Raw genomic sequence first — 20,990 nt, 5'->3', positions numbered from 1 at the left:
TTCGGCTGCGGCCCTCAGGTGAGCCCGCTCAGCGAGGCAGCGAGCCGTAGGCATCCAGCGCTTCCCGGCGCGAGGCTTTAAGGTCCACCACCGGCTCCGGATAGTCCGCCGTGGACAGTTCCGGGATCCACCGGCCGACGTAGCCGCCGTGGGGATCGAATTTCTTGGCCTGGGTCTCCGGGTTGAAGATCCTGAAGAAGGGCGAGGCGTCCGCGCCGGAACCTGCAACCCACTGCCAGTTCGCAGGATTCGAGGCAGGATCGGCATCCACCAAGGTGTCCCAGAACCATTGCTCGCCCACTTGCCAATGGATGCCGAGGTTCTTGACCAAGAGACTGGCGGAAACCATGCGGACCCGGTTGTGCATCCATCCTGTATGCCACAATTGCCGCTGGCCCGCGTCCACCATGGGGAAACCGGTGCGGCCCTGCTGCCACGCGCGAAGGAGATTTACGGCTTCCTGGGAGTCATCACCCTGACCACCCGGCCAAGCCCACGGATAGTGGTCGAAACCGGGCCGCAAATTGGCCGATGCCAGGTCCGGACGATGGAAGTACTGGTGCCAGCAGAATTCACGCCACCCGAGTTCCGAGGCAAAGACAGCTGCGCCGTCGCCCAGTTCCCGACGCCGGCGTTGCTGGGCATGCCATACCTCGAACGGGCTGAGTTGCCCCCACCGCAAGAAGGGCGACAAGCGGCTGCCGCCCGGCAGATCAGGACGGTCCCTGTTCACCGAATAGTCCGCGAGCCCGTCCGACACGAAGTCGTCAAGAAGCTCATGCGCCTGGGCCGAACCCGGCTGCCAGCTTTCGGATAATCCGGCCGACCAGTCGGGGTTTCGCGGCAGCAATCCCCACGTGTCCAATTCCTCGGACCCAGGGAGCCGGCCGGAGAATCCCCGGCCCGGTTCCGGAGCCTCCAGCGGTTCACGGAAATCCATCCCGGACACGGTCCGCCAAAATGGCGTGAAGACTTTGAAGGGTCCGCCTTGCTTCGTGGTCACGTCCCACGGCTCGTGCAGCAGGGAGGCCTGGAAACTCTCCGTGTGCATCCCGGATTCACGCGCCCAGGTCTTGATGCCGGCGTCGAGCATTCGCTCCGGCTCGCCGTAACGGCGGTTCCAGTACAGCGATCCGGAACCCATCGCCGTCGCGGTTTCCCGGACGATTTCCGCCGCCGGTCCGCGGCGCAGCAAGAGCGGAACACCCAGGGCGGCAAGGTCTTCGCGAAGGGCAAGCAGGGAATGATGCAGCCACCAGCGGGAGGCGCCGCCGGGCGGCCTGATCCCAGGTGATTCCTGGTCGAGGACATAGAGCGCGACGGCGGCACCGTCGTCGGCTGCCGCCCGCAGCGCCGGGTTGTCCGTGGCCCGGAGGTCGTCCCGGAACCACACGATCGACGGTTTCACTCATCCCCCTCGAATTTCGCGCAAAGGTCATGCCCCTTAAGTCGAATCCTAAGGGGCATGACCTGTACTGGGATCTACTTCGGCATCAGGACGGAGTCAACCAGGTACACCGTGGCGTTGGCGGTGTGGACGCCACCGCAGATCACGGCAGAGCCTCCGTCAACCTTGAGTGCGTCCTTGGTTCCCGTAACGGTTACGGAGTCGCCCTCAACCGTCTTGTGGGTGCCCACGATCTGGTCCGGGGTCAGCTGGCCGGGGATGACGTGGTAAGTGAGGATCTTGCTCAGGAGGGCATCGTCCGTCTTGAGGGTGTCGATGGTGGCGGCGGGGACCTTGGCGAAGGCGCTATCCACAGGGGCGAAGACGGTGAACTGGCTGCCGTTAAGCGTGTCCACCAGGTTCACCTTGGGGTTCAGCTTGCCGGACACCGCGGCCGTCAGGGTCTTGAGCAACGGGTTGTTGGAAGCGGCCACGGCTACGGGGTCGAGTGCCATGCCGGCAACCGAACCTGCGCCGCTGGGAACCTGGGAGGCGTAACCTGCGCAGCCCGGGCCGACCAGGTCTTTGGTCGGGTCCATCGCGGCACTTGCCGAGGCGGAGGGGGTCGCCGCCATGGTGGACGACGAGCTCGGAGCGGCCGACGACGGTGAAGCCGTGGAAGCGGAGCCGCCACAAGCAGTGAGGCCCAGCAGGGCCGAAGCAGCGAGACCGGCGATCGCAAAAGACGTGCGCTTTGTAGCAAGCATGACATTTCTCCTTCAAACGGACTGACATTCGGTGCCGGTTGATTCCGGCGTGAAAGCACTTCACCCTTGCGGGCTAAGTCCTTATGCCAGCTATTCGGAGGTGCGGGCCGGGTGGATGGGTAGATCTTCAAAACTTAATTTGGCGCTCCTCAAGAACCGACCAGTTTTGACAGCCCCCGACGCCGGATCGCGGCATGGGTGCCCACGTTCCGACTCAAAGGTGGTCGGTTCTTGCGGGGCTCATCCGGTGCGCTTCTTCCATCAGCAACTTGCCGAGGAATTCCTGGCGTTCAGGACGGAACCGCGGCTCAATGCCTGTGAGAGACAATGCACCGATTGGCCGGCCCAGCTGGTCGAAGACAGCGGCCGCCATTCCCCAGCTGCCCTCGAGGACCAAACCGGGATTCACCGAGTACCCGGCCATTCGGGTCCGCGCAAGGTTCCGGCGCACCACACTCTCGGTATGGCCAGCGGCGAAGTCCCCCGCATGCCGTTCCCAGCCGGACAGGATCGTTTCCTGTTCTTCATCCGGCAGGAAGGCCATGATTGCCGTGCCGGCCGACGCTACGCCGAGCGGGAACCTGACGCCCTCGTGCAAGACGAACGAACGCACCGGAAAGCTGCCTTCCTCTCGGAGCACGCACACGGTTTCGTGGCCACGACGGATGGAATAGAAGGCGCTTTCCCCGCTCTCCTCGGCCAGGCGGCGCAGGCTGGGCCGGGCCAAGTCCTCAAACGGGAACCGTGCCGCCGCCACCGACCCCAGCAGGAAAATCTCGGGCCCCAGGATCCAGTTGCCGGTCCGCTGGTCGTGGTCCAGCAGGCCTTCGGCGGCGAGGGACGCCAGCAAGCGGTGCACCGTAGGGCGGGTTAGTCCGGACTCGCGGACCAGGCCAGCGATGGACATGCCCTCCGGCTTGCGCCCCACGAGCCGGAGGAGCGCGGCGACCCGAGCGACGACTTGGGCGCCCTGGACTGGCTTGGTTTGCGGCTGCTGAGTTGGCAACGCTACCCCTCTCCAAAGATTTCCTCCACAATGTGGACACTTCCAAGACTAGCGTCCACACTGTGCGAGTTCAGCCCTAATGGCCGTGCGGTGCCGTTGACCCTCCGCGTCCGGCCACCATATGCTCCTTGCCAAACGACCAGCCAGACGACTTACTCACCACAGTGTCCACAACGTGGATATCCGCTGAGTGACCCTACTCAAAGACGAGGACAACGCCATGGCCAAAATCCAGCCCAGCGCAGCCGCTGCACTACAGGACGTCCTGCGCGACGGCCAGACGATCGCCGTCGGCGGCTTCGGGCTCAGTGGCATCCCCGCGGACCTGATCGACGCCGTCCGCGATTCGGGCGTCAAGGATCTGACCGTGGTCTCCAACAACATGGGCATCGACGGCAAGGGGCTTGGCGTCCTGATCGAAACCGGCCAGGTCCGCAAGGTCATCGCCTCGTACGTGGGTGAGAACAAACTCTTCGCCGAGCAGTACCTCTCCGGCCGGCTCGAGGTCGAATTCGCCCCCCAGGGCACCTTGGCCGAGCGGCTCCGCGCCGGTGGTGCCGGCATCCCCGCCTTCTACACGCGGACCGGCGTCGGAACCCTGGTTGCCGAGGGCAAGCCGCTCGAAGAGTTCGACGGCGTCACCTACGTCCGCGAGCGCGGGATCGTCGCCGACGTCGCACTGGTCCACGCGCACACCGCGGACACGGACGGCAACCTGATCTACCGCTACACGGCCCGGAATTTCAACCCTGTGGTGGCGACGGCGGGAATCGTGACCATCGCCGAGGCCGAAATGATCGTGCGGCCGGGCGAGCTCGATCCGAACCATATCGTGACCCCCGGCGTCTACGTCCAACGGCTGGTCCAGACGAGCGGCCGCATCAAGGACATTGAGCAGCGCACCGTCCGGCCCCGCACTGAAGCCCTGGCCTGACCGCACACATCCCCAGCGAAGGAGCACCACCATGGCATGGACCCGCGACGAAATGGCCGCCATTGCGGCCCAGGAACTCAACGACGGCGATTACGTCAACCTCGGCATCGGCATTCCCACCCTCGTTGCCAACAACCTGCCCGACGGCGTGCGGGTTGTCCTGCAAAGCGAGAATGGCCTCCTCGGCATGGGACCTTTCCCCTACGAGGGCGAGGAAGACGCCGACCTCATCAACGCCGGCAAGCAGACCGTCACGGTCCTGCCCGGCGGCAGCATCTTCGACTCCGCGACGTCTTTCGGCATGATCCGCGGCGGACACGTCAAGGTTGCCATCCTCGGCGCCATGCAGGTTTCCGGCAATGGCGACCTCGCCAATTGGACCATTCCGGGAAAGATGGTCAAGGGCATGGGCGGCGCCATGGACCTGGTGGCCGGCACCCCGCGCGTCGTGGTCCTCACCGAGCACAATGCCAAGGACGGGAGCGCCAAGATCGTCCGGGAATGCACCCTGCCGCTGACCGGACTGGGGGTGGTGGACCGGATTGTCAGTGACCTCGCGGTGTTTGACCTTGTGCGGAACGTACAAGAAACAGACGGCGGGCGGCAGCTCACCCTTACCCGCCTCGCCCCCGGGGTCACCGTGGAGGAACTCCGCGATAAGACCGACGCAGCGTTCGACGTCGCGTTGGAAACCACCTCCGCTCTCGAAGGAGCAACAGCATGAGCCTGAAAGACCAGTTCGGCAAAGATGTCCTCCTCACCGGCTGGGGACACAGCAAGTTCGGCAAACTCACGGACGAGACGCTGGAGTCCTTGATCGTCCAGGTGTCCGCGGAGGCCATCCGGAACTCCGGCTTTGAGCCGCGGGACATTGACGAGATCTACCTCGGCCAGTTCAACTCAGGCATGCAGCCCCTGGGCTTCACGTCCTCGTTGGCCCTGCAGCTGTCCGAGGACCTGGCCAATGTGCCCGCAACGCGAACCGAAAACGCATGCGCTTCCGGTTCCGCGGCGTTCCAGCAAGGCGTGAAGTCTGTCTTGGCCGGCACTGCCCGCAACGTCCTGGTGATCGGGGCTGAAAAAATGACCAACGCGGGAGCCGACGTTGTAGGCGCAGCCCTTCTGGGAGCGTCCTACGAAATGGCGGGCAAGGCCTCCACCACCGGTTTCACGGGGTTGTTCGCCGAGGTGGCCAAGCACTACGAAAAGCGCTACGGCGCTGGCATTCATGGTTCTGGCCTCGAACGCCCTGGTTTTGCCGGCGGCCTGGGCGACATCCTTGGATCCATCGCCGCCAAGAACCACCGCAACGGCATGGACAACCCTTACGCGCAGATGCACCGGGACTTCGGCGAGGAGTTCTGCCGGACGGTTTCCGAGAAGAATCCCATGGTTGCCGAGCCGCTGCGCCGCACCGACTGCTCCCCCGTGTCCGACGGCGCCGCCGCCGTCGTGCTTTCCCGGGGCCCGGCGTCGGGCGCTGCTACAGAACCCGTGCGGCTCGCGGGCTTCGGGCACGCGAACGACTTCTTCCCGGCGGAGCTCCGCGACCCCACGGAGTTCGCAGCGACGAGGGTGTCCTGGCGGCGCGCGCTGGGGATGGCCGGCGTCGGGATCGACGGACTGGATTTCGCCGAGGTGCACGATTGCTTCACAATCGCCGAATTGATCATGTACGAAGCCATGGGACTGACGCCGAGCGGCGAAGGCTCCCGGGCGGTGCAGGAAGGGTGGGTCTACAAGGACGGCAAGCTGCCCATCAATGTGTCGGGCGGACTCAAGGCCAAGGGCCACCCCGTTGGCGCAACCGGCGTGTCGCAGCACGTCATCGCGGCCATGCAGCTCACGGGCACCGCCGGAGCCATGCAACTTCCCAACGCCCGCCGCGGAGCCGTGCAGAACATGGGCGGCGTAGGCATCGCGAACTATGTCTCCGTTTTGGAGTCGATCTAAGGACTAACTGATTGTTCGAGGGGCGGCCCCTCGCCCGGGTGTGGTGGGCACCGCGAAGCGGGCGGGGCAGGGGCCGCCCCTCGAATTCCTTACTTCGCCGCAAGCACCGCCGCACCAGCCGCCGCGCAGGCTTCATCCAGGGCACCGTCCGGTGCGCCGCCGACGCCGATCCCCGCCACTGACACGCCGTTCACCTTGAGCGGCACTCCGCCGGGGAGGAAGAGGGTGCCCGGAAGGTCGGCGATCGACGGGCCGTTGCCGTTGATTCGCTTGGCAAGTTCGCTGGTGGGCGCACCGAAGGCGGCTGCGGTGTAGGCCTTCTGCTTGGCGGCCTCGATGGTGTGTTCTGCAGCGTTGTCGCCGCGGAGCAACGCCTGGACCGTCCCAAAGCGATCCACGAGCGCAACGGTGACGAACGGAAGCTTGTCGGCCTGGCACTTCGCCAAGGCGGCGCTGACTGCCTGGCTGGATGCACCGACGGTGATGCGGTTCTGAGGGACAACATTGTCGGCCGACGGATTGACGTCGACGGCGGCCGTCGCGGTTTTGGCAGCGGCCAGCGTCATGGCATTTGCGACGGCAGTTGCCCCGCCGGTCAGGAGCAAGGCTCCTGCGGCAGCGGCGGCAAAGATCTTGTTGGACTTCTTCATGGTGGTCCTCCGGGGGGGGTCGGGAACGGGTACAGTTCCATGCTTCCGGCCGGGCTTCCTCCGCACATCCGGCACCCGTCTCCCCTGGCCTCATCCCTTCGGGTCCTGGTATCAGCCAAAAGACGGAGAGACCCTCGGCCGGAAGGCGCCTAGCATGGGAAGAATGCCGGCATCTCCGAACTGGGCGGCCCCACGTCCCGCTGCCTTCCGCCCCACCTTGGGCCGGATCGACGCAGTGGTCCACCTCAGCTTCGCCGTGCTTATGGTGGCATCCGGCGTGCGCTACGTCCTGCGGCACAGCCTGGCCGACAACCTTTGGATAGTAGCCCTGGCTGCCTCAGTGTGCGTCCTCTATTCCGTAGTGGCGGTGCTGGCCAAACGGCGCCAGCCGTGGCTGTTGTGGATGGTTGCGCTGGTTCTCGCATGGGCTGTGCTTGTCATTGCCGCACCGAGTTTTGCGTGGTGCTCCTTCGCGGTGTTTTTCCTTTCCCGCGCGGCCTTCAGCGGTTGGATCGCCTATCTGGCCGGGGGCTTGACGGCAATTGCCACGGCCATCGGGCTGTTCCGCCTCAGCGGCGACACCGATACGGCCATGCTGCTCGGGCCCATAGCCGCAGCGGTTCTGCTCACGCTCATCTACGACAGAATTGAGCACGACGGCGCGCTGCAACGCCAACTCCATGCCGACGTCTCCCTGGCGCAGGAACGCCTCGCCGTCAGCGAACGCGCAGCCGGGATCGCGGCGGAGCGCGAACGTGTTTCGCGGGAAATCCACGACACCATCACGCAAGGCCTTGCCAGTAGCCTGCTCCTGCTCGAAGCCGCGCAACGCTCGTGGCCTGAAGAGGGAGCGCAAGCGGAGGTGCAGAAGGCCGGGACCCTCCTACGGCAGAACCTGGCCGACACCCGCAGCTTGGTCCACGAACTTTCCGCCCCCGGGCTGGAGAACGGACCATTGCCCCAGGCCCTCGAACAGGCCGCCCGCCAGTACCTCGATTCCGTGATCCTCCACGTCACCGGAGATCTCCGCCCGGTACCCGCCGAGGTCCGCCATGCCCTGATGCGCGTGACCCAAAGCGCGGCAGCCAACATCAAACTCCACGCCGAGGCTGGACAGGCCAGTTTGACGCTGGGCTTCCTTCCCGGGGCGGTCACGCTTGACGTGTTCGACGACGGCCGTGGCTTTGATCCCATTGCGGTACCACCGCCGTCGGAAAAGGGAGGCTACGGTCTGCGGGCCATGCGTCAGCGGGTGGAACAACTCGGCGGGGTACTTTCGGTGGAGAGCTCCCCCGGAGAGGGAACCGTCGTAGCCGCACAACTGCCTCTACCCGATACAGAACCCAGCCAGTCAAACCAGGTGCCCAGCCAGAAGGACAGTCCATGAACCCCATTTCGGTCCTGCTCGTGGATGACCATTTGGTGGTCCGCAGTGGACTCAAGGCCTTGCTCGGCACCCAGCCGGACATCACCGTCGTCGCCGAAGCGGCATCCGGCGAGGAAGCCCTCGCGGCAGCGCACCAGCACCCGGCCGACGTCGTCATGATGGACCTCGCCATGGGCCAGGGCATGGACGGAATCGAGGCGATCAAGTTCCTGCGCCAAGCGAGCAAGCAGCAAGCCGTATTGGTGTTCACCACGTATGATTCCGATGCCGACATCGTGAGGGCTGTGGACGCAGGTGCCATGGGTTACGTGCTCAAGGACGCCGCGCCGGAGGAGATCTTCGCGGCGGTCCGGGGCGCGGCTCAAGGCAAGAGCGTCATGAGCGCACCCGTGGCCAGCAGGTTGTTCCAGCAATTGCGTAACCCGGACGAGGTCCTCACCCCGCGCGAAGCCGAACTCCTCAGCCTCCTCATTCAAGGGCTCAGCAACCGCGAGCTCGGCAAAAGGCTGTTCATCTCCGAGGCCACGGTCAAAACGCATCTAGCCCACATCTACGCCAAGCTCGGCGTCGAGACACGAGCGGCCGCGATTGCGGTGGCCATCCGCCGCGAGGGGATGCGTTAGGGTTCGGCGGCCCCACTGAAACTCCCCGCTTTTGACGCCCGACGCCGGCGGCGGCCCCCGCAGTGACGCGGGCCGCCGTCGGGCTTCAGGCCCAAAGGTGGGGAGTTCCAGCGCCCCCTTCACCAGCTACCGCGCCGGGTCTACACTGACCCTATGTCCGACACCGCAGGACGCAAGTTGTTCCAGCATTCGGGAACCGCGCTTATCTTCCGGGGAGCATTGGCCCTCCTCCTGGCCTTCCTGGTCGCTTCCCTGCCGGTCGCCACGGTGTTTGCCCTCGTCTACGTGTTCGGCGTCTTCGCCATGACGGACGGGCTCACCAATATGGCCCACTACTTCTACGACCCCGCGCGGCACTCCCGCTGGAGCCTGATCGGCGGCTTCATCTCCGTCGCGACCGGCATCGTGGCCGTTTCGTGGCCGGGCATCACCGCAGCGGCATTGGGCGTCCTCATAGGAGCATGGGCCCTGGTCCTCGGCATTTCGCAGATCATCCTTGCCATGGACACCAGGACGACGGTCAGGGCTTGGTGGATCTGGATGTTGACGGCGTTGGTCACCACTTTGTTCGGGCTCTTTGTGCTCGTCAATCCGGGAGCGGGATTCCTGGGCGTGGTGGCTCTGCTCGCGACATACGCCGCGGTCAGTGGCGTTTTGTTGATCGCCTCCGGCATCAAGCTCCGCAGGCGTGCCTCTTCTTCGGTGATGCTCGCCCATTAGCCCTGCGGCAGCAATCTGCGGCGAAGGGATGCGCCAGGTCCCAAGTTCGGTAAGTTAGTGGCTGTGAAGATAGCTACCTGGAATGTAAATTCGCTCCGCGCACGTGCCGACCGCGTCGAGGCCTGGCTGCAGCGCAGTGACTGCGACGTCCTCGCGATGCAGGAAACCAAGTGCAAGGACGACAACTTCCCGTGGGAACTCTTCGAGCGCATGGGCTACGAGGTTGCCCACTTCGGCCTGAGCCAATGGAACGGCGTGGCGATCGCCTCGCGTGTAGGGCTCGACGACGTCGAGCGCACCTTTGTTGACCAGCCCGCCTTCGGAAAGGCCGGCAAGGACCCCGTCCAGGAAGCCCGCGCCATTGCCGCTACGTGTGGCGGGGTCCGGGTGTGGAGCCTGTACGTTCCCAACGGCCGTTCCCTGGACGACGAACACATGCCGTACAAGCTCAAGTGGCTCGAGACCCTGAAGGGCCACGCCGCCGGCTGGATCACAGAGAACCCCGAGACCCAGGTGGCCCTCATGGGCGACTGGAACATCGCCCCGCTGGACGAGGATGTCTGGGACATCGATTACTTCCGGGCGAACGCGCTCACCCACGTCAGCGAACCCGAGCGCGAGGCCTTCCGGGGGTTCGAAGCCGCCGGTTTCACCGACGTCGCGCGCGCCTACACCCCGGGTCCCGGCGTGTACACCTACTGGGACTACACGCAGCTGCGGTTCCCCAAGAAGGAAGGCATGCGCATCGACTTCGTCATGGCCTCCCCCGCGCTGGCCGCCCGCGTCACCGGGGCCTCGATCGACCGCGAGGAACGCAAGGGCAAGGGCGCCTCGGACCACGCTCCCGTCATCGTGGAGCTTACGGACTGAGTAGGAACAATGACGGAGGAGGCGGGCCCGCGATGAGCGGAAAGCTATACGGGAGCCAAGCAGGGCTGCCCTTCTCTTCAGCGTTGCGCGTCTACGAACCGCTTGAGGCATTCCCCGAGGACCAGCGGCAGCAGCTCGTGGCGAGCGGCACCCGCAGCGGTTCGCGGGCCGCGGTCGAAAATGCCGAGCTGCTCGCGTCCCTCGGACGGGTCACCCGCAAAGGCGGGGACCCTTTCCCCACCGGCAGCACCGATCTGGTCCGCATCACCAGGATTCCGTCCGGAGACCGGAACGACCCCGACGCCGGGCGGCTGCTTTACTGCCCCAGCCAACTGGTCATCCGGGCAGGATTGGCGGCCAACGCCCTCATGGAAGGTATCCATGGACCGCTCGCGGACCTGCTCATCCCCGTGGACCAGCGCGACCGCCACCAGGCTCGCATCGACCGTATCAACGCCAGCCACGACGCGAAACGCGTGCACACGCGGGCCTCGACTTGGGGCATCCCCTTCAGCTGGTTCTCCCTGTTTCAGGAGTCGGACCGCAAGGATGTCGTGGAATCCGGCGGACGCATCCTGACAGTGAGGGTCTGGGCCTCCCTGACGGATGCCTTGGACCGGGCACGCTTTGCGGTAGCCAACCTGGCCCTCGCTGCCCCGGACCTTGACATGCTGGACGACCTCACCCAGCTCACCGAGTGGCTCGAGTTGTTCCATGTGCAGTCAATGGTCGAGCTGGACTACGGAGCCGTGGCGGACAAGGTGTACCCGGACGAGTCGCCCATGGACGTCAGGCTCGGCATCGAATGCCTGGCCGAGGGCGATATGACGGGAGCGGCCGCGGCATATCGCCGGCTGGCTTCCCGCTGGATCCCCATCAGGCAGCTGGCCCGGGCTTCCTAGCTCCCGGGCTTCCTAGCTCCTGGGGTTCTTGGCTCCTGGCTCTCGGCGTTCTGGGCGAGTTAGCCCTTGGGGCGAGGCGGACCGGTGGTTTCGCGGACGATCAGCCGGTGGGCTGCTTTCATGGAGCGCACGGAACCTGCGGCACCGGCCAATTCGTCCAACAGCATGCGCGTACCAAGTTGGCCTTGTTCGACGGGGTCCTGGGCCACGGTTGTCAGGCCCATGGCCTCGGCGAATTCATGGTTGTCAATGCCGATGATGGACAACTCCTCCGGTACACGGACGCCACGGCGCCGTGCCTGCAACATGGCTCCCATGGCCATTTCATCGGAAGCGCAGAAGATCGCCGTCGGTTTAGGCCCGGGCTTGCTCCAAAGCTCGTCGAACGCTTCCTGGCCGCTGCCCACCGTGAAGTTTCCGAAAATGTCCCATTCCGGAGGCATGGAAAAGCCCGCGCTCGTCATGGCATCCGTGAAGCCATCAACGCGCAATCGTGGGACAGTGAAGTTCAGGTCCGAATCGTCCTGGCCATGCAGCAGCGCGATCTCCCGGTGGCCGAGGTTCAACAGATGCATGGTGGCTTCCACTGAGGCAGCGTAATCGTCGATGCCGATGCTGGGGCAATCCTCCACCGGGCCGCCGACAATCACCAAGGGGATTTCGATCCTTTGGAGATCGGCGATTTCCTCGGGCGTCAGGGACATGCAGAGGACCAGGAGTGCGTCGATCTGCTTATAGACCATCGTCTTGCTGAAGAGCCGTTCCCGCGCTCCGCGCTGGCCCCCCAGGTTGAACAGGGACAGGTTGTAGCCGCGGGCGTGGAGCTCGCGGTCCACGCCCTCGATCGCCTTGAAGAAGAACCAACGGTCCACATAAGGTGCCAGGACACCGATCGTCCTGGTGCGGCCGGTGGCAAGTCCCGAAGCGGACGACGACGCCACATACCCAAGCTCTCCGGCAACCCGGAGGATCTTTTCCCGGGTGGCAGGAGACACCCTGGGAAGGCCGCGCACTGCGCGGGAAACGGTGGCGGTGGAAACGCCTGCGGCCTGCGCGACGTCTTCAATGCTGGCTCCTGCGTGGCCGCCACGCTGGGACCGTTCACTCGTTTTTGCCACTCAAGCCCCCTCAAGGAATCCGTGCGGAAGCCGGGGGTTCCTTCCCAGACGGCAGATAACCAGCGTATTCCGCCTGGTTGTCCTCCGCCGATTCCGCGCTACTTATTTCGGCTGGCTGCTCACGTGATGCGCCTGGATGTCCGTGCTGGGAGCCGCCGGCGAAGCCGGAGCATCCCCCACAGTGCCAGCAGCACTGCCAGCAGGCCCAGGGCCCAGCCCAATGCGGGCTGGGCCGTGAGCTCGGCGGCGACGGTGATGACCAGCAGGACCAAGGCCCAAAAGCCGAGAAAACCGATCACGAGGTCGAAATCTTCCGCCGATTTCACTCGCGAGTGCTGCTCCTTGGCCGGCCCGCCGAGGGACGGGCCGGCCGAATCCGGAGTATGCGTCATTTGACGGCGCCGGCTGTCAGGCCCGCCACGATCTTGCGCTGGAAGACCAGCACAAGGATCACCAAGGGAATCGTCACAACCGTTCCAGCCGCCATGACGGCGGTGTACGGCTCCTGGTGGGCCTGTGCGCCGGCAAAGTAGGCGATAGCCACCGTAACGGTCTTGGTTTGCTCATTGGACAGCTGGCTCGCGATGAGGAACTCGTTCCACGAAGCGATGAACGCCAGGATTGCCGTGGTGAAAACAGCCGGCGCAGCAAGCGGCATGATCACCTTGCGGAATGCCTGGCCCTGCGTGCAGCCATCAATTCGAGCCGATTCCTCCAGCTCCCAAGGCATTTCCCGGAAGAAGGAGGTCAAGGTGTAAACCGTCAAAGGGAGCACAAACGAGATGTTCGGAATGATCAGCGCCTGATATGTGCCGTACCAGCCGATGTTCGTGAACAGCTGGAACAGCGGCGTCACCAAGGCCACGCCCGGGAACATCGACGCTCCGAGGACAAAGCCGAGGACCAGGAACTTGAAGCGGAATTCAAGCCTGGACAAGGCGTACGCCGCGAATACCCCGAAAAGCAGCGCGACCACAGTGGTTACCCCTGCTACCAAGAGCGAGTTCAGGAGGTTCCGGCCGAAGTGGTTGCCCAGGTTCTCCGAGAACACCGTCGTGAAGTTGTCCCAGGTGAAGTGGGTGAAGAACGGAGTCGAGTCGAAGGTATATCCAACGTCGCGGAACGCGGTCACGATCATCCAGTAGAAGGGAATCAGGCACCAGATGAAGATGAGCGCTGCGCTGATGTACGTGCGACTGCTCGCCAAGCGTTCCCGCCGTCGGGCGGCTGTCTTGGGCGCGGCGTCAATGCTCACGGCTGTCATTTTTCCTGCCCCTTGGTCTTGGGTGTGGCTGAGGCGACCGCGTTGGCTCCCAGGAAGCGAACGAAGATGAACGCGACGAGGAAGATGATGAGGAACGTGATGGTGGACAGGGCGGCTGCTGAGTTGAATCCTTGACGGATCTGTTCAACCACCAGGATGGACAACGTTGTGGTGTTGTTCGAGCCCTGGGTCATGATGGCCGGGAGGTCATACATGCGCAATGCGTCAAGGACACGGAACAGGACAGCCACCATGAGCGCAGGCTTCACCAGCGGCAGAGTGATCTGGGTGAAACGCTGCCATGCCGAGGCGCCGTCGACCTTCGCGGCTTCGTACACTTCCGCCGGGATGATCTGGAGTCCAGCCAAAATCAGCAGGGCCATGAACGGCGTCGTCTTCCAGACGTCGGAAATGATGATTGCCCAGCGCGCCGGCCATTCGCTGCCTGTCCACAGGATCGCCGTGCCAAAGAGCTTGTTGGCGATGCCGTCGAAGGCGAAGATGAAGAACCACAGCTTCGCGGTAACGGCCGTTGGAATGGCCCACGGAACCAGGACAGCAGCGCGAAGGGCGCTGCGACCGCGGAACGTCCTCGCCATGATCACGGCCATCCAGAACCCGAGGACAGTCTCCAGGACCACCGTGACCACAGTGAAGAAGAACGTCGTTCCAACGGCGCTCCAGAACTGGGAACCAAGAGTGCCAGGAGCACAGGCAGCGGGGCCACATTGTTGGGCCAACCAGTGGACAAAGTTATCGAAGCCCGCGGGTCCACCCTGGACGAAGAGCTTGGTTGCCGGGTCAAGGCCCTGGTCCTTCTGGAACGCCATGATAATAGCGTTGACCACCGGGTATACGATCACGACGGCGAGCAGCACCAAGGCGGGGGAAATCAACCAGAACGCCCACCGGCCTTGGGACGTGGCTGCCCGGTCCTGTCCTACTTCTTTTTGAACTTTTTTGGTTTTGGGGCTTGGTGTCTCTGGCGCCCGCTTAGGCTGCGCAAGGGTGGACATTTCCCCTCCTTCCGGAAATTGATAATGTGCCCCCCGGGCGGCCGTCCGCCTTATGCGCCGGCCGCCCGAGGTTCACTGGAAGTGTCGCTATTGGCTGGCCGAGTTGATGGCCGTGTCCATATCCTTCAAAGCCTGATCGACAGACTTGTCGCCCTTGATGGCAGCGTAGGCGTTGTCCTGGATGGCCTTGGTGACGGCAGGGTAGAACGGTGTGACCGGACGCGGCACGGCATTCGAAATCGAGGTCTTCAGCACCGGAAGGTACGGCAGCTGCGTGACCAGCGCCGGATCGTCGTACAAGGAACTCAGCACCGGGGCCAGCGATCCTTGCGTTGCGTAGAACTTCTCGGTCTCTTCGCTGGTCATGAAGGTCAGGAAGTCCTTGGCCGTGGCCTTGTGCTGCGAGTAGACGCTGACCGCAAGGTTGTGTCCGCCGAGGGATGAAGCGCCAGGGCCGCTCTTACCCGGGAGCGGAGCCATGCCGAAGGTGTCCTTCACCTTGGATGAGCCGTCCGTCTTGGCGAGGTTGTAGACGTAAGGCCAGTTGCGCAGGAAGAGGAGTTTGCCGTCTTCGAAGGACTGCCTGCCCTGTTCTTCCTGGTAGGTGACGCCCTGCGTCGGGATGTTTCCGTTCTTGTAGGCGGTCACCAGATTGTTAAGGCCTGCCTTGGCCGACGTGGAGTTCACGCTCGATTTGCCGTCGTCTCCGACGATCGTGCCACCTGCCGTGTTGATGGCTTCAGCCGCGTTCACCGTGAGGCCTTCGTACTTGGCGAACTGTCCCGCGTAGCAGTCGATGCTGTTCTGCTTCGCGATGGAGCACATGCTCATCATCTCGTCCCAGGTCTTGGGCGGGGTGGGCACTAAGTCCTTGCGGTAGAAGAGAATGCCGCCGTCCGAGGTCTGCGGTGCGGCGAAAAGGGTGTTGTTGTACGTTGCCGTCTTGACTGTGGCCGGCAGCATCTTGGAGGTATCGATGCTCATCTTGTCCGAGAGCGGCTGCAGCCAACCCTTAGCGGCAAACTCAGCCGTCCAGACGACGTCGACGTCAACCACGTCGTAGTTGGCATCCTTTGACTGGAAGTGCTGCACGAGGTCATCGTGCTGCTGGTCCGCCTGGTCGGATTGCTCCTTGAAAGTGACCTTCTGGTCCGGGTGCGCCGCATTCCACTTATCGACGAGCGGGCGGACGACGTTGCTGTTGTCCTTGCCCTGGACGTAGGTGATTGGACCGCGTCCGTCGAGGTTCGCTGCGGCATCTCCGCCGCTTGAGGCTGTGCCGCCGCCACCGCCGCCACCACAGGCGGACAGGGACATGGCTAGCACGCCGGCAACAGCGGCCGGCAAAAGGTACTTGCGTGTGTTCATGCTGGGAACTCCTCAGTGAGTGGACCAGGTATTTCCGCAGTGCGGTTGATGTGGTGAGCCTCACATTAGTAAGCTTCCGGGTAGTAATGCAAGCGTTTACACAAAAATATGTCATCGAGAGGAATCCAGTGCCGCACTCCCCGATCCCAACCCCCGGTTCCAGCAATTCCGCGTGGTGGGCAAGCGCCGTCGTCTACCAGATTTATCCGCGCTCGTTCGCCGACGCCAACGGCGACGGAATGGGTGACCTTGCCGGGGTCACCGCGAAACTGCCTTATCTCCAATCGTTGGGCGTGGATGCCGTGTGGCTCTCCCCGTTCTACAAGTCGCCGCAGGCTGATGCCGGATACGACGTGGCGGACTACCGGGTCGTCGATCCCCTCTTCGGCACGTTGGATGACTTCGACGCCATGTTGGAGAAGGCACACAGCCTGGGCATCAAGGTGATCGTCGACCTCGTGCCCAATCACACCTCGGACGAGCACGCCTGGTTCCGCGAAGCCCTCGCCGCCGCCCCCGGCTCCCCCGAACGCGAGCGCTACATCTTCCACCCGGGCAAAGACTCCAGACCGGGTTCCGGGGACGGGGCTTTGGCCCCGAACAATTGGAAATCCATCTTCGGCGGGCCTGCGTGGACGCGGCTAACGAACGACGACGGCACTCCCGGAGAGTGGTACCTGCACCTTTTCGATACGAAACAGCCCGATCTCAACTGGGAGAACCCGGAAGTCCACGCAGAGATGCGTTCGGTGCTGCGCTTCTGGCTGGACCGCGGAGTTGACGGCTTCCGGGTGGATGTTGCCCACGGCCTGGTCAAAGAAGCCGGCTTGCCGGACTGGGAAGGCTCTGCCGCCATGGTCGAAGGTGGTCTGTCCGCGCCTGGCGCCCACAGCGAAGCCGTCGAACCGCACACCGCCAGGCTTCACGTTGTCCCTCCGGCCGGGAGCTCGGCAGCCGTCGCGACCGCCGTCGAGCACAAGGTCAAGCCGCCCCTGGACCCGCCGTCGCCTTTTTTCGACCAGGACGGCGTCCACGAGATCTATCGCGAATGGAACCGAGTCCTCGCCGAATACGACGGCGACCGCATGCTGGTTGCCGAGGCCTGGGTGGAGCCTGCGGAGCGGCTGGCCCGGTACGTCCGCAAGGATGAAATGCAACAGGCGTTCAACTTTGATTTCCTCTTGGCAGGCTGGGACGCGGAGCGCATGGCTGAGGCAATCGAATCTTCGCTGGACGCGGCGGGATCCGTCGGGGCACCCTCCACCTGGGTCCTGAGCAACCACGACACTGTCCGGCACCCCAGCCGCTTCGGACTGGCGGATCCCACCACCTTCCCCAAGGGAATCGCAGCGGAAGACGAACAACCCGGCGCCGTTCTAGGCCTGGCGCGGGCAAGGGCCGCCTCCATGGTGTCCTTCGCCCTGCCCGGCTCAGCCTATCTGTACCAGGGTGAGGAACTCGGCCTGCCGGAGCACACGTCCCTGCCGGCCGAGGCGCGCCAGGACCCATCTTTCTTCCGTACCAAGGGCGTGGAGCGCGGCCGCGATGGGTGCCGCGTGCCGCTGCCCTGGAAATCCGCCGAGCCCGGCTTCGGATTCTCGGATCCATCGGCTGGTCCGGGCGGCGCCGGTGCTGCCGGCATAGCACCCGCGGCGCCCTGGCTGCCCCAGCCCGAAGCGTTCGGCGAGCTGGCGGCGGACGTCCAGGCCGGCGTCGGGGGCTCCACCCTCGAGCTATACCGCTCTGTCCTGGCATTCCGCCGCTCGCACGGCTTGGGTTCGGGCACGTTCCAGTGGGCTGAGGAGCACGATCCCGCCAACGGAGTCCTGGCCTTCCACAACCGGGACGTGTTGGTAGTGGTCAACATGGGAAATGCTGCCCTCCCGGTGCCGGCCGCGTTCCGGGTGGAGCTCTCCAGCGACGGCGGCTCGGGCGGGGCTTCGATTGTCCCGGACAGCGGGGCGTACCTCGTGGAGAAGTAGGGGCTTCCCTTCCCGACCTTCTTTGGCACGCTTTGGCGCGAAAACGGGGCCGACACGCACAACTTGCTGCGTGTCGGCCCCGTTCTGTGGCCAAAGAGGGTCAGGAAGGCGCCGTCATGGCGAGGAGCCTACTTGCCGCCCTTGAAGAAACCGGCGATCTTGGAGCCGAGGCCCTTGGCGTTCTCGGCCACGTCGCCCGCGATTTCCTTGGCGTTCCCGGCAACATCGCCCGCGAGGTCCTTGGCTTTCTCAGCCACGTCACCCGAGAGGAACTCCTTGACGTGCTCAGCGGCGTCGCCTGCGAATTCTTTCGCGTTACCGACCGCCTCGCCGGCGAATTCCTTGACGTGCTCCGCGGCATCGCCTGCGACGTGCTTGGCCTGTTCAGCCGCGGCTTCGGCGGTTTGCTTGATGTTGTTGACTTCTTCGCTCATGGTTTTCTCCTTGTTCCTGGCCCAGGTTTTTTGGTCCATCGGCTTGACTCGGACCTAGGTCCGGTGCCGGCCGGGCAAGCCCAACCAAAGGGAAGAGTTCCCCCTACCCTTCAAACTATGGCCCACACGGACACCTCTGCAACGCAAAACGCCTGGGAGGAAACGTGGCCATCCGATTAACAGGGGTTGGCGTCAGTTCAACGAACGCGCTCGGCCTTGCTGAACCGGGTCCGCGCGCCTGCTCCGATATGAATCAAAACGGGAGTCCTGCGTCCGACCACCACGTCCAGCGCCTCCACCAGCCGGGAGACGTCCGCGGCCAGCAGGTGCGGGGAAACGCCCTGACGGGGCTGGACCCTGACCCTGAGCCCGGGACGACCGTTGACTTCGTAGGTTGCGACCGTCACGCCCGCGAGATCCGTGCGTTCTGCGAGGGCCGCCTTGAGCGCCTGCTCTGCAAGGTTCCCGCCGATGTTGACGTCGCCGGGTGTCCGGGCGTCGTCATACTCCGACACGATGAGGTTGGCGCGGCCTTTGCCCTGCTGCGATACCCAGGCCACCATGAGCACGATCAGCACCACGAGCACCGCGGCTGCGGCAACCCAGAGCCAGCTTTCCTCCCGACCTGGAATGCGGGTCTGCTCGGAGAGGTACTTGGCGTGTTCCCAGAGCCCGGCGGACCAGCCTTGCCACCAACTTCCCACGGCGGGAACGGTGGCGAGCAGCATCAGGAGAATGCCGATGGCCAGCAGCTTCAGGCCAAGGATGCCGATCAGGATGCGGTTAAGGACGTGCGGAGTGCCGTTCATGCCCCGATCACCCCGGACGTAGCGACATTGACCCGGACTGAAGGCATGGGCGAAGGGGCCATCTTTCGAAGTTCATCCTCGACGGCGGCTAGGATCCGTTCCTCGTGCAAGGGCACCCCCGAGGTGGGCCGGACGTTGACCACAACCAGCCGCTGCGAAACCACCACCATGACTTGCTCCTGGGTGACATTCGCTGCCGTACGGGCAGCCCGGGCCAGTGCCGAAGCGATGACCTCGTCATCCACCACCACTCCGGCGCGGGGATCCTCCAGCAAGTGACGGGACTTTCGGCCAGGCAGGACCGCATTCAAGAAGAAGATCAGGCCGACCATGGCCACGACGCCGCCGAGGGAACCGAGCAACAAGGGCGAGACACCTCCGGGCAGGGCCGTGAGCCGTTCGGCAGCCGTTTGCGGATCGATGAGCCACGGTGGTTGGCCAATAGCGCGCAAAGCGGACTCGAGGAGGGCGTAGACGCAGGCGGCGATCACTAGGGCCGCGGCAAGCCCGGCCATTCCCGCACGCGACGAACGGGTTTCGCGCTTCAGGATGCGCTGGAGGCCGACGTCGATCCGGTCGCCGACGTCCGGGGTCCCGGGTGTCTGGACGCTTGAGGTGTCGCGGTCCTCCGTCGGGGCGAGCGCAGTGTCCGGGTGGCTACGCCGGGCGTGCGGGGTCTGGGCGTGGCTCATTTGACGCGGGCTCCTTCGCTGACGCGTGCGCCGCTGATCCGGATATCCACGCGGCTCAGGGTGGAACCACTCAGCTGCGTGACACGCTCAAGGATGGCCGTCTTGGCAGCGACGGCCCGGTCCCAGACCGTTCCACCGTACCCTTCTACCCGCGAGGGGTCCCTGAGGACTTCCGTCAGCGAGGGCACACGGATCGGGGCGGCAATCGAGAGCGCCAGGAGGCCGTCGTCGTCCGACCATTCGGCACGAACATCCTGCGCCGAGACGCCAAGCGCTTCCGCGGCGGCCGCCTGGGCCAAAGTGGTGAGGGCCTGGGTGCTGATTCGGTTGTGGCCAGCCAGGGAGATGGCCGGCTGCACAGCCTCAGCCGTGGAACTCATGACGACGAGCGGCGGCCGGTGAGGGCATCCAGCACGCTGCGCAGGTCAAGCTTTCCGTCCGCGGCGCGGCCCAGAAGTGCACCGATGCCCATGAAGAGAAGGGCGATGATGAAACCCCACAGCCCGAATTGGAAGGCCATGAACGCCACGAAGGCGCCGATCCCGATTCCGACAACGGTCAAGTTCACTGGAGTGGCTCCCTTTCCGATAATGCGCCTCTTATTCCGGCTTTGGCTGGAGGAGCAACGTACACGTCGTTGATTTCAACGTTGACCTCAATGACTTCAAGGCCCACCAACGATTCGACGGCGCGATAGACGGCCGCGCGGACCTGGTTGGCGACATCATGCAAAGGGTATCCGTAGACGGCCACCAGATTGAGGTCCACGGCCACTTGCGTTTCTCCGACCTCGGCGCGGACACCCGCAGCATGGTCCTGGCTGCCGACGGCATCGCGGATGGCTCCGAGGGCGCGTGACGGAGCCGAGCCGAGGGAATAGACGCCCGGAACAGCCCTGGCGGCAATGCCGGCAACCTTGGCGACAGCGGAATCGGAGATCACTGTGCGGCCACTTCCTGCCACCGTTTGCCGGTCCTCGGATACCGGAGCCCCAACGGCTTCCGGTTCAGGCGCGGTGTAGCTTTCCTGCTGGTCCATTTAGCCCTCCCCTTCTCTTGAGTACCACCCTAGCGCTTGGCCAAGACAAGGCGGAGACAAGAGCAGAATC

At 64.4% G+C, this 20,990-nt stretch carries 24 protein-coding genes; 9 read left to right on the top strand and 15 right to left on the bottom strand.

Going from position 1 to position 20,990, the window contains the following annotated elements; translation table 11 throughout:
- Nucleotides 1-28: 28 nt before the first annotated feature.
- The 3 genes from LFT47_RS01620 to LFT47_RS01610 all read right to left on the bottom strand — a co-directional run bounded on the left by LFT47_RS01620 (nt 29) and on the right by LFT47_RS01610 (nt 3,160).
- Nucleotides 29-1,408 carry a cryptochrome/photolyase family protein gene (locus tag LFT47_RS01620; RefSeq protein WP_236814475.1) on the bottom strand — a complete coding sequence of 460 codons (1,380 nt, stop codon included), beginning with the start codon at nt 1,406-1,408 and terminating at the stop codon, nt 29-31.
- Nucleotides 1,409-1,482: 74 nt separating this feature from the next.
- Entirely contained in the window at nt 1,483-2,154 is a 672-nt protein-coding gene (locus LFT47_RS01615; protein ID WP_236814473.1) for a fasciclin domain-containing protein, read from the bottom strand.
- Nucleotides 2,155-2,368: 214 nt separating this feature from the next.
- On the bottom strand, nt 2,369-3,160 hold the full coding sequence (locus tag LFT47_RS01610) for an IclR family transcriptional regulator (protein ID WP_236814471.1): 792 nt from the start codon (nt 3,158-3,160) through the stop codon (nt 2,369-2,371).
- Nucleotides 3,161-3,380: 220 nt separating this feature from the next.
- On the opposite strand from LFT47_RS01610, the gene LFT47_RS01605 reads away from it, so the two are divergent.
- From LFT47_RS01605 to LFT47_RS01595, 3 genes are read left to right on the top strand one after another with little or no spacing between them, the layout of a single operon-like run.
- On the top strand, nt 3,381-4,094 hold the full coding sequence (locus tag LFT47_RS01605; protein ID WP_236818257.1) for a CoA transferase subunit A: 714 nt from the start codon (nt 3,381-3,383) through the stop codon (nt 4,092-4,094).
- Between the two features lie 31 nt (nt 4,095-4,125).
- The gene (locus LFT47_RS01600) at nt 4,126-4,818 is read left to right on the top strand and encodes a CoA transferase subunit B (RefSeq protein WP_236814468.1); all 693 of its coding nucleotides are present in this window, start codon (nt 4,126-4,128) and stop codon (nt 4,816-4,818) included.
- Complete coding sequence (locus LFT47_RS01595) at nt 4,815-6,047, top strand: acetyl-CoA acetyltransferase (RefSeq protein ID WP_236814466.1); 1,233 nt, start codon at nt 4,815-4,817, stop codon at nt 6,045-6,047. Before LFT47_RS01600 ends, LFT47_RS01595 begins: the two co-directional genes overlap by 4 nt.
- A gap of 89 nt (nt 6,048-6,136) precedes the next feature.
- Here the strand turns inward: LFT47_RS01595 and LFT47_RS01590 are convergent, their stop codons facing one another.
- The gene (locus tag LFT47_RS01590) at nt 6,137-6,697 is read right to left on the bottom strand and encodes a GlcG/HbpS family heme-binding protein (RefSeq protein WP_236814464.1); all 561 of its coding nucleotides are present in this window, start codon (nt 6,695-6,697) and stop codon (nt 6,137-6,139) included.
- A 163-nt stretch (nt 6,698-6,860) separates the two neighbouring features.
- Between LFT47_RS01590 and LFT47_RS01585 the strand changes: the two genes are divergently transcribed.
- The 5 genes from LFT47_RS01585 to LFT47_RS01565 all read left to right on the top strand — a co-directional run bounded on the left by LFT47_RS01585 (nt 6,861) and on the right by LFT47_RS01565 (nt 11,199).
- Entirely contained in the window at nt 6,861-8,084 is a 1,224-nt protein-coding gene (locus tag LFT47_RS01585) for a sensor histidine kinase (protein WP_236818255.1), read from the top strand.
- Nucleotides 8,081-8,707 carry a response regulator gene (locus LFT47_RS01580; RefSeq protein ID WP_236814462.1) on the top strand — a complete coding sequence of 209 codons (627 nt, stop codon included), beginning with the start codon at nt 8,081-8,083 and terminating at the stop codon, nt 8,705-8,707. The genes LFT47_RS01585 and LFT47_RS01580 overlap by 4 nt, the downstream gene beginning before the upstream one ends.
- 153 nt (nt 8,708-8,860) lie before the next feature.
- A complete protein-coding gene (locus LFT47_RS01575) occupies nt 8,861-9,427 on the top strand; it encodes an HdeD family acid-resistance protein (RefSeq protein WP_236814460.1) in 567 nt (188 codons plus the stop codon).
- Nucleotides 9,428-9,490: 63 nt separating this feature from the next.
- Complete coding sequence (locus tag LFT47_RS01570) at nt 9,491-10,297, top strand: exodeoxyribonuclease III (RefSeq protein WP_236814458.1); 807 nt, start codon at nt 9,491-9,493, stop codon at nt 10,295-10,297.
- A 32-nt stretch (nt 10,298-10,329) separates the two neighbouring features.
- Complete coding sequence (locus tag LFT47_RS01565; RefSeq protein WP_236814455.1) at nt 10,330-11,199, top strand: hypothetical protein; 870 nt, start codon at nt 10,330-10,332, stop codon at nt 11,197-11,199.
- 59 nt (nt 11,200-11,258) lie between these two features.
- Here LFT47_RS01565 and LFT47_RS01560 read toward each other — a convergent pair whose 3' ends face one another.
- From LFT47_RS01560 to LFT47_RS01540, 5 genes are all read right to left on the bottom strand, one after another.
- On the bottom strand, nt 11,259-12,317 hold the full coding sequence (locus tag LFT47_RS01560) for a LacI family DNA-binding transcriptional regulator (RefSeq protein WP_236814453.1): 1,059 nt from the start codon (nt 12,315-12,317) through the stop codon (nt 11,259-11,261).
- Between the two features lie 119 nt (nt 12,318-12,436).
- Nucleotides 12,437-12,709, bottom strand: a complete 273-nt coding sequence (locus LFT47_RS01555; RefSeq protein WP_236814451.1) for a hypothetical protein — start codon at nt 12,707-12,709, stop codon at nt 12,437-12,439.
- Complete coding sequence (locus tag LFT47_RS01550; protein ID WP_236814449.1) at nt 12,706-13,581, bottom strand: carbohydrate ABC transporter permease; 876 nt, start codon at nt 13,579-13,581, stop codon at nt 12,706-12,708. Before LFT47_RS01550 ends, LFT47_RS01555 begins: the two co-directional genes overlap by 4 nt.
- A complete protein-coding gene (locus LFT47_RS01545) occupies nt 13,578-14,597 on the bottom strand; it encodes a carbohydrate ABC transporter permease (RefSeq protein WP_236814447.1) in 1,020 nt (339 codons plus the stop codon). Before LFT47_RS01545 ends, LFT47_RS01550 begins: the two co-directional genes overlap by 4 nt.
- Before the next feature lie 87 nt (nt 14,598-14,684).
- On the bottom strand, nt 14,685-15,965 hold the full coding sequence (locus LFT47_RS01540; RefSeq protein WP_236814446.1) for an ABC transporter substrate-binding protein: 1,281 nt from the start codon (nt 15,963-15,965) through the stop codon (nt 14,685-14,687).
- Between the two features lie 86 nt (nt 15,966-16,051).
- On the opposite strand from LFT47_RS01540, the gene LFT47_RS01535 reads away from it, so the two are divergent.
- Nucleotides 16,052-17,947 carry a glycoside hydrolase family 13 protein gene (locus tag LFT47_RS01535; protein ID WP_442863425.1) on the top strand — a complete coding sequence of 632 codons (1,896 nt, stop codon included), beginning with the start codon at nt 16,052-16,054 and terminating at the stop codon, nt 17,945-17,947.
- Nucleotides 17,948-18,075: 128 nt separating this feature from the next.
- Here LFT47_RS01535 and LFT47_RS01530 read toward each other — a convergent pair whose 3' ends face one another.
- The 6 genes from LFT47_RS01530 to LFT47_RS01505 all read right to left on the bottom strand — a co-directional run bounded on the left by LFT47_RS01530 (nt 18,076) and on the right by LFT47_RS01505 (nt 20,920).
- Nucleotides 18,076-18,381: a hypothetical protein gene (locus tag LFT47_RS01530; RefSeq protein WP_236814444.1), complete on the bottom strand. Its 306-nt coding sequence runs from the start codon at nt 18,379-18,381 to the stop codon at nt 18,076-18,078.
- 197 nt (nt 18,382-18,578) lie between these two features.
- Nucleotides 18,579-19,190 carry a hypothetical protein gene (locus LFT47_RS01525; protein ID WP_236814442.1) on the bottom strand — a complete coding sequence of 204 codons (612 nt, stop codon included), beginning with the start codon at nt 19,188-19,190 and terminating at the stop codon, nt 18,579-18,581.
- Nucleotides 19,187-19,882 carry a DUF6286 domain-containing protein gene (locus tag LFT47_RS01520; RefSeq protein WP_236814440.1) on the bottom strand — a complete coding sequence of 232 codons (696 nt, stop codon included), beginning with the start codon at nt 19,880-19,882 and terminating at the stop codon, nt 19,187-19,189. Before LFT47_RS01520 ends, LFT47_RS01525 begins: the two co-directional genes overlap by 4 nt.
- Entirely contained in the window at nt 19,879-20,262 is a 384-nt protein-coding gene (locus LFT47_RS01515) for a hypothetical protein (RefSeq protein ID WP_236814438.1), read from the bottom strand. The genes LFT47_RS01520 and LFT47_RS01515 overlap by 4 nt, the downstream gene beginning before the upstream one ends.
- Nucleotides 20,259-20,450 carry a DUF2273 domain-containing protein gene (locus tag LFT47_RS01510; RefSeq protein WP_059388473.1) on the bottom strand — a complete coding sequence of 64 codons (192 nt, stop codon included), beginning with the start codon at nt 20,448-20,450 and terminating at the stop codon, nt 20,259-20,261. The genes LFT47_RS01515 and LFT47_RS01510 overlap by 4 nt, the downstream gene beginning before the upstream one ends.
- On the bottom strand, nt 20,447-20,920 hold the full coding sequence (locus LFT47_RS01505) for an Asp23/Gls24 family envelope stress response protein (protein ID WP_236814436.1): 474 nt from the start codon (nt 20,918-20,920) through the stop codon (nt 20,447-20,449). The genes LFT47_RS01510 and LFT47_RS01505 overlap by 4 nt, the downstream gene beginning before the upstream one ends.
- Nucleotides 20,921-20,990: the final 70 nt, after the last annotated feature.

This window comes from Arthrobacter sp. FW306-2-2C-D06B (assembly GCF_021789175.1).
Taxonomy (GTDB): Bacteria; Actinomycetota; Actinomycetes; order Actinomycetales; family Micrococcaceae; genus Arthrobacter.
The sequence above is the reverse complement of the archived record's forward strand: the minus strand, read 5'-3'. Positions and strand labels throughout refer to the sequence as shown.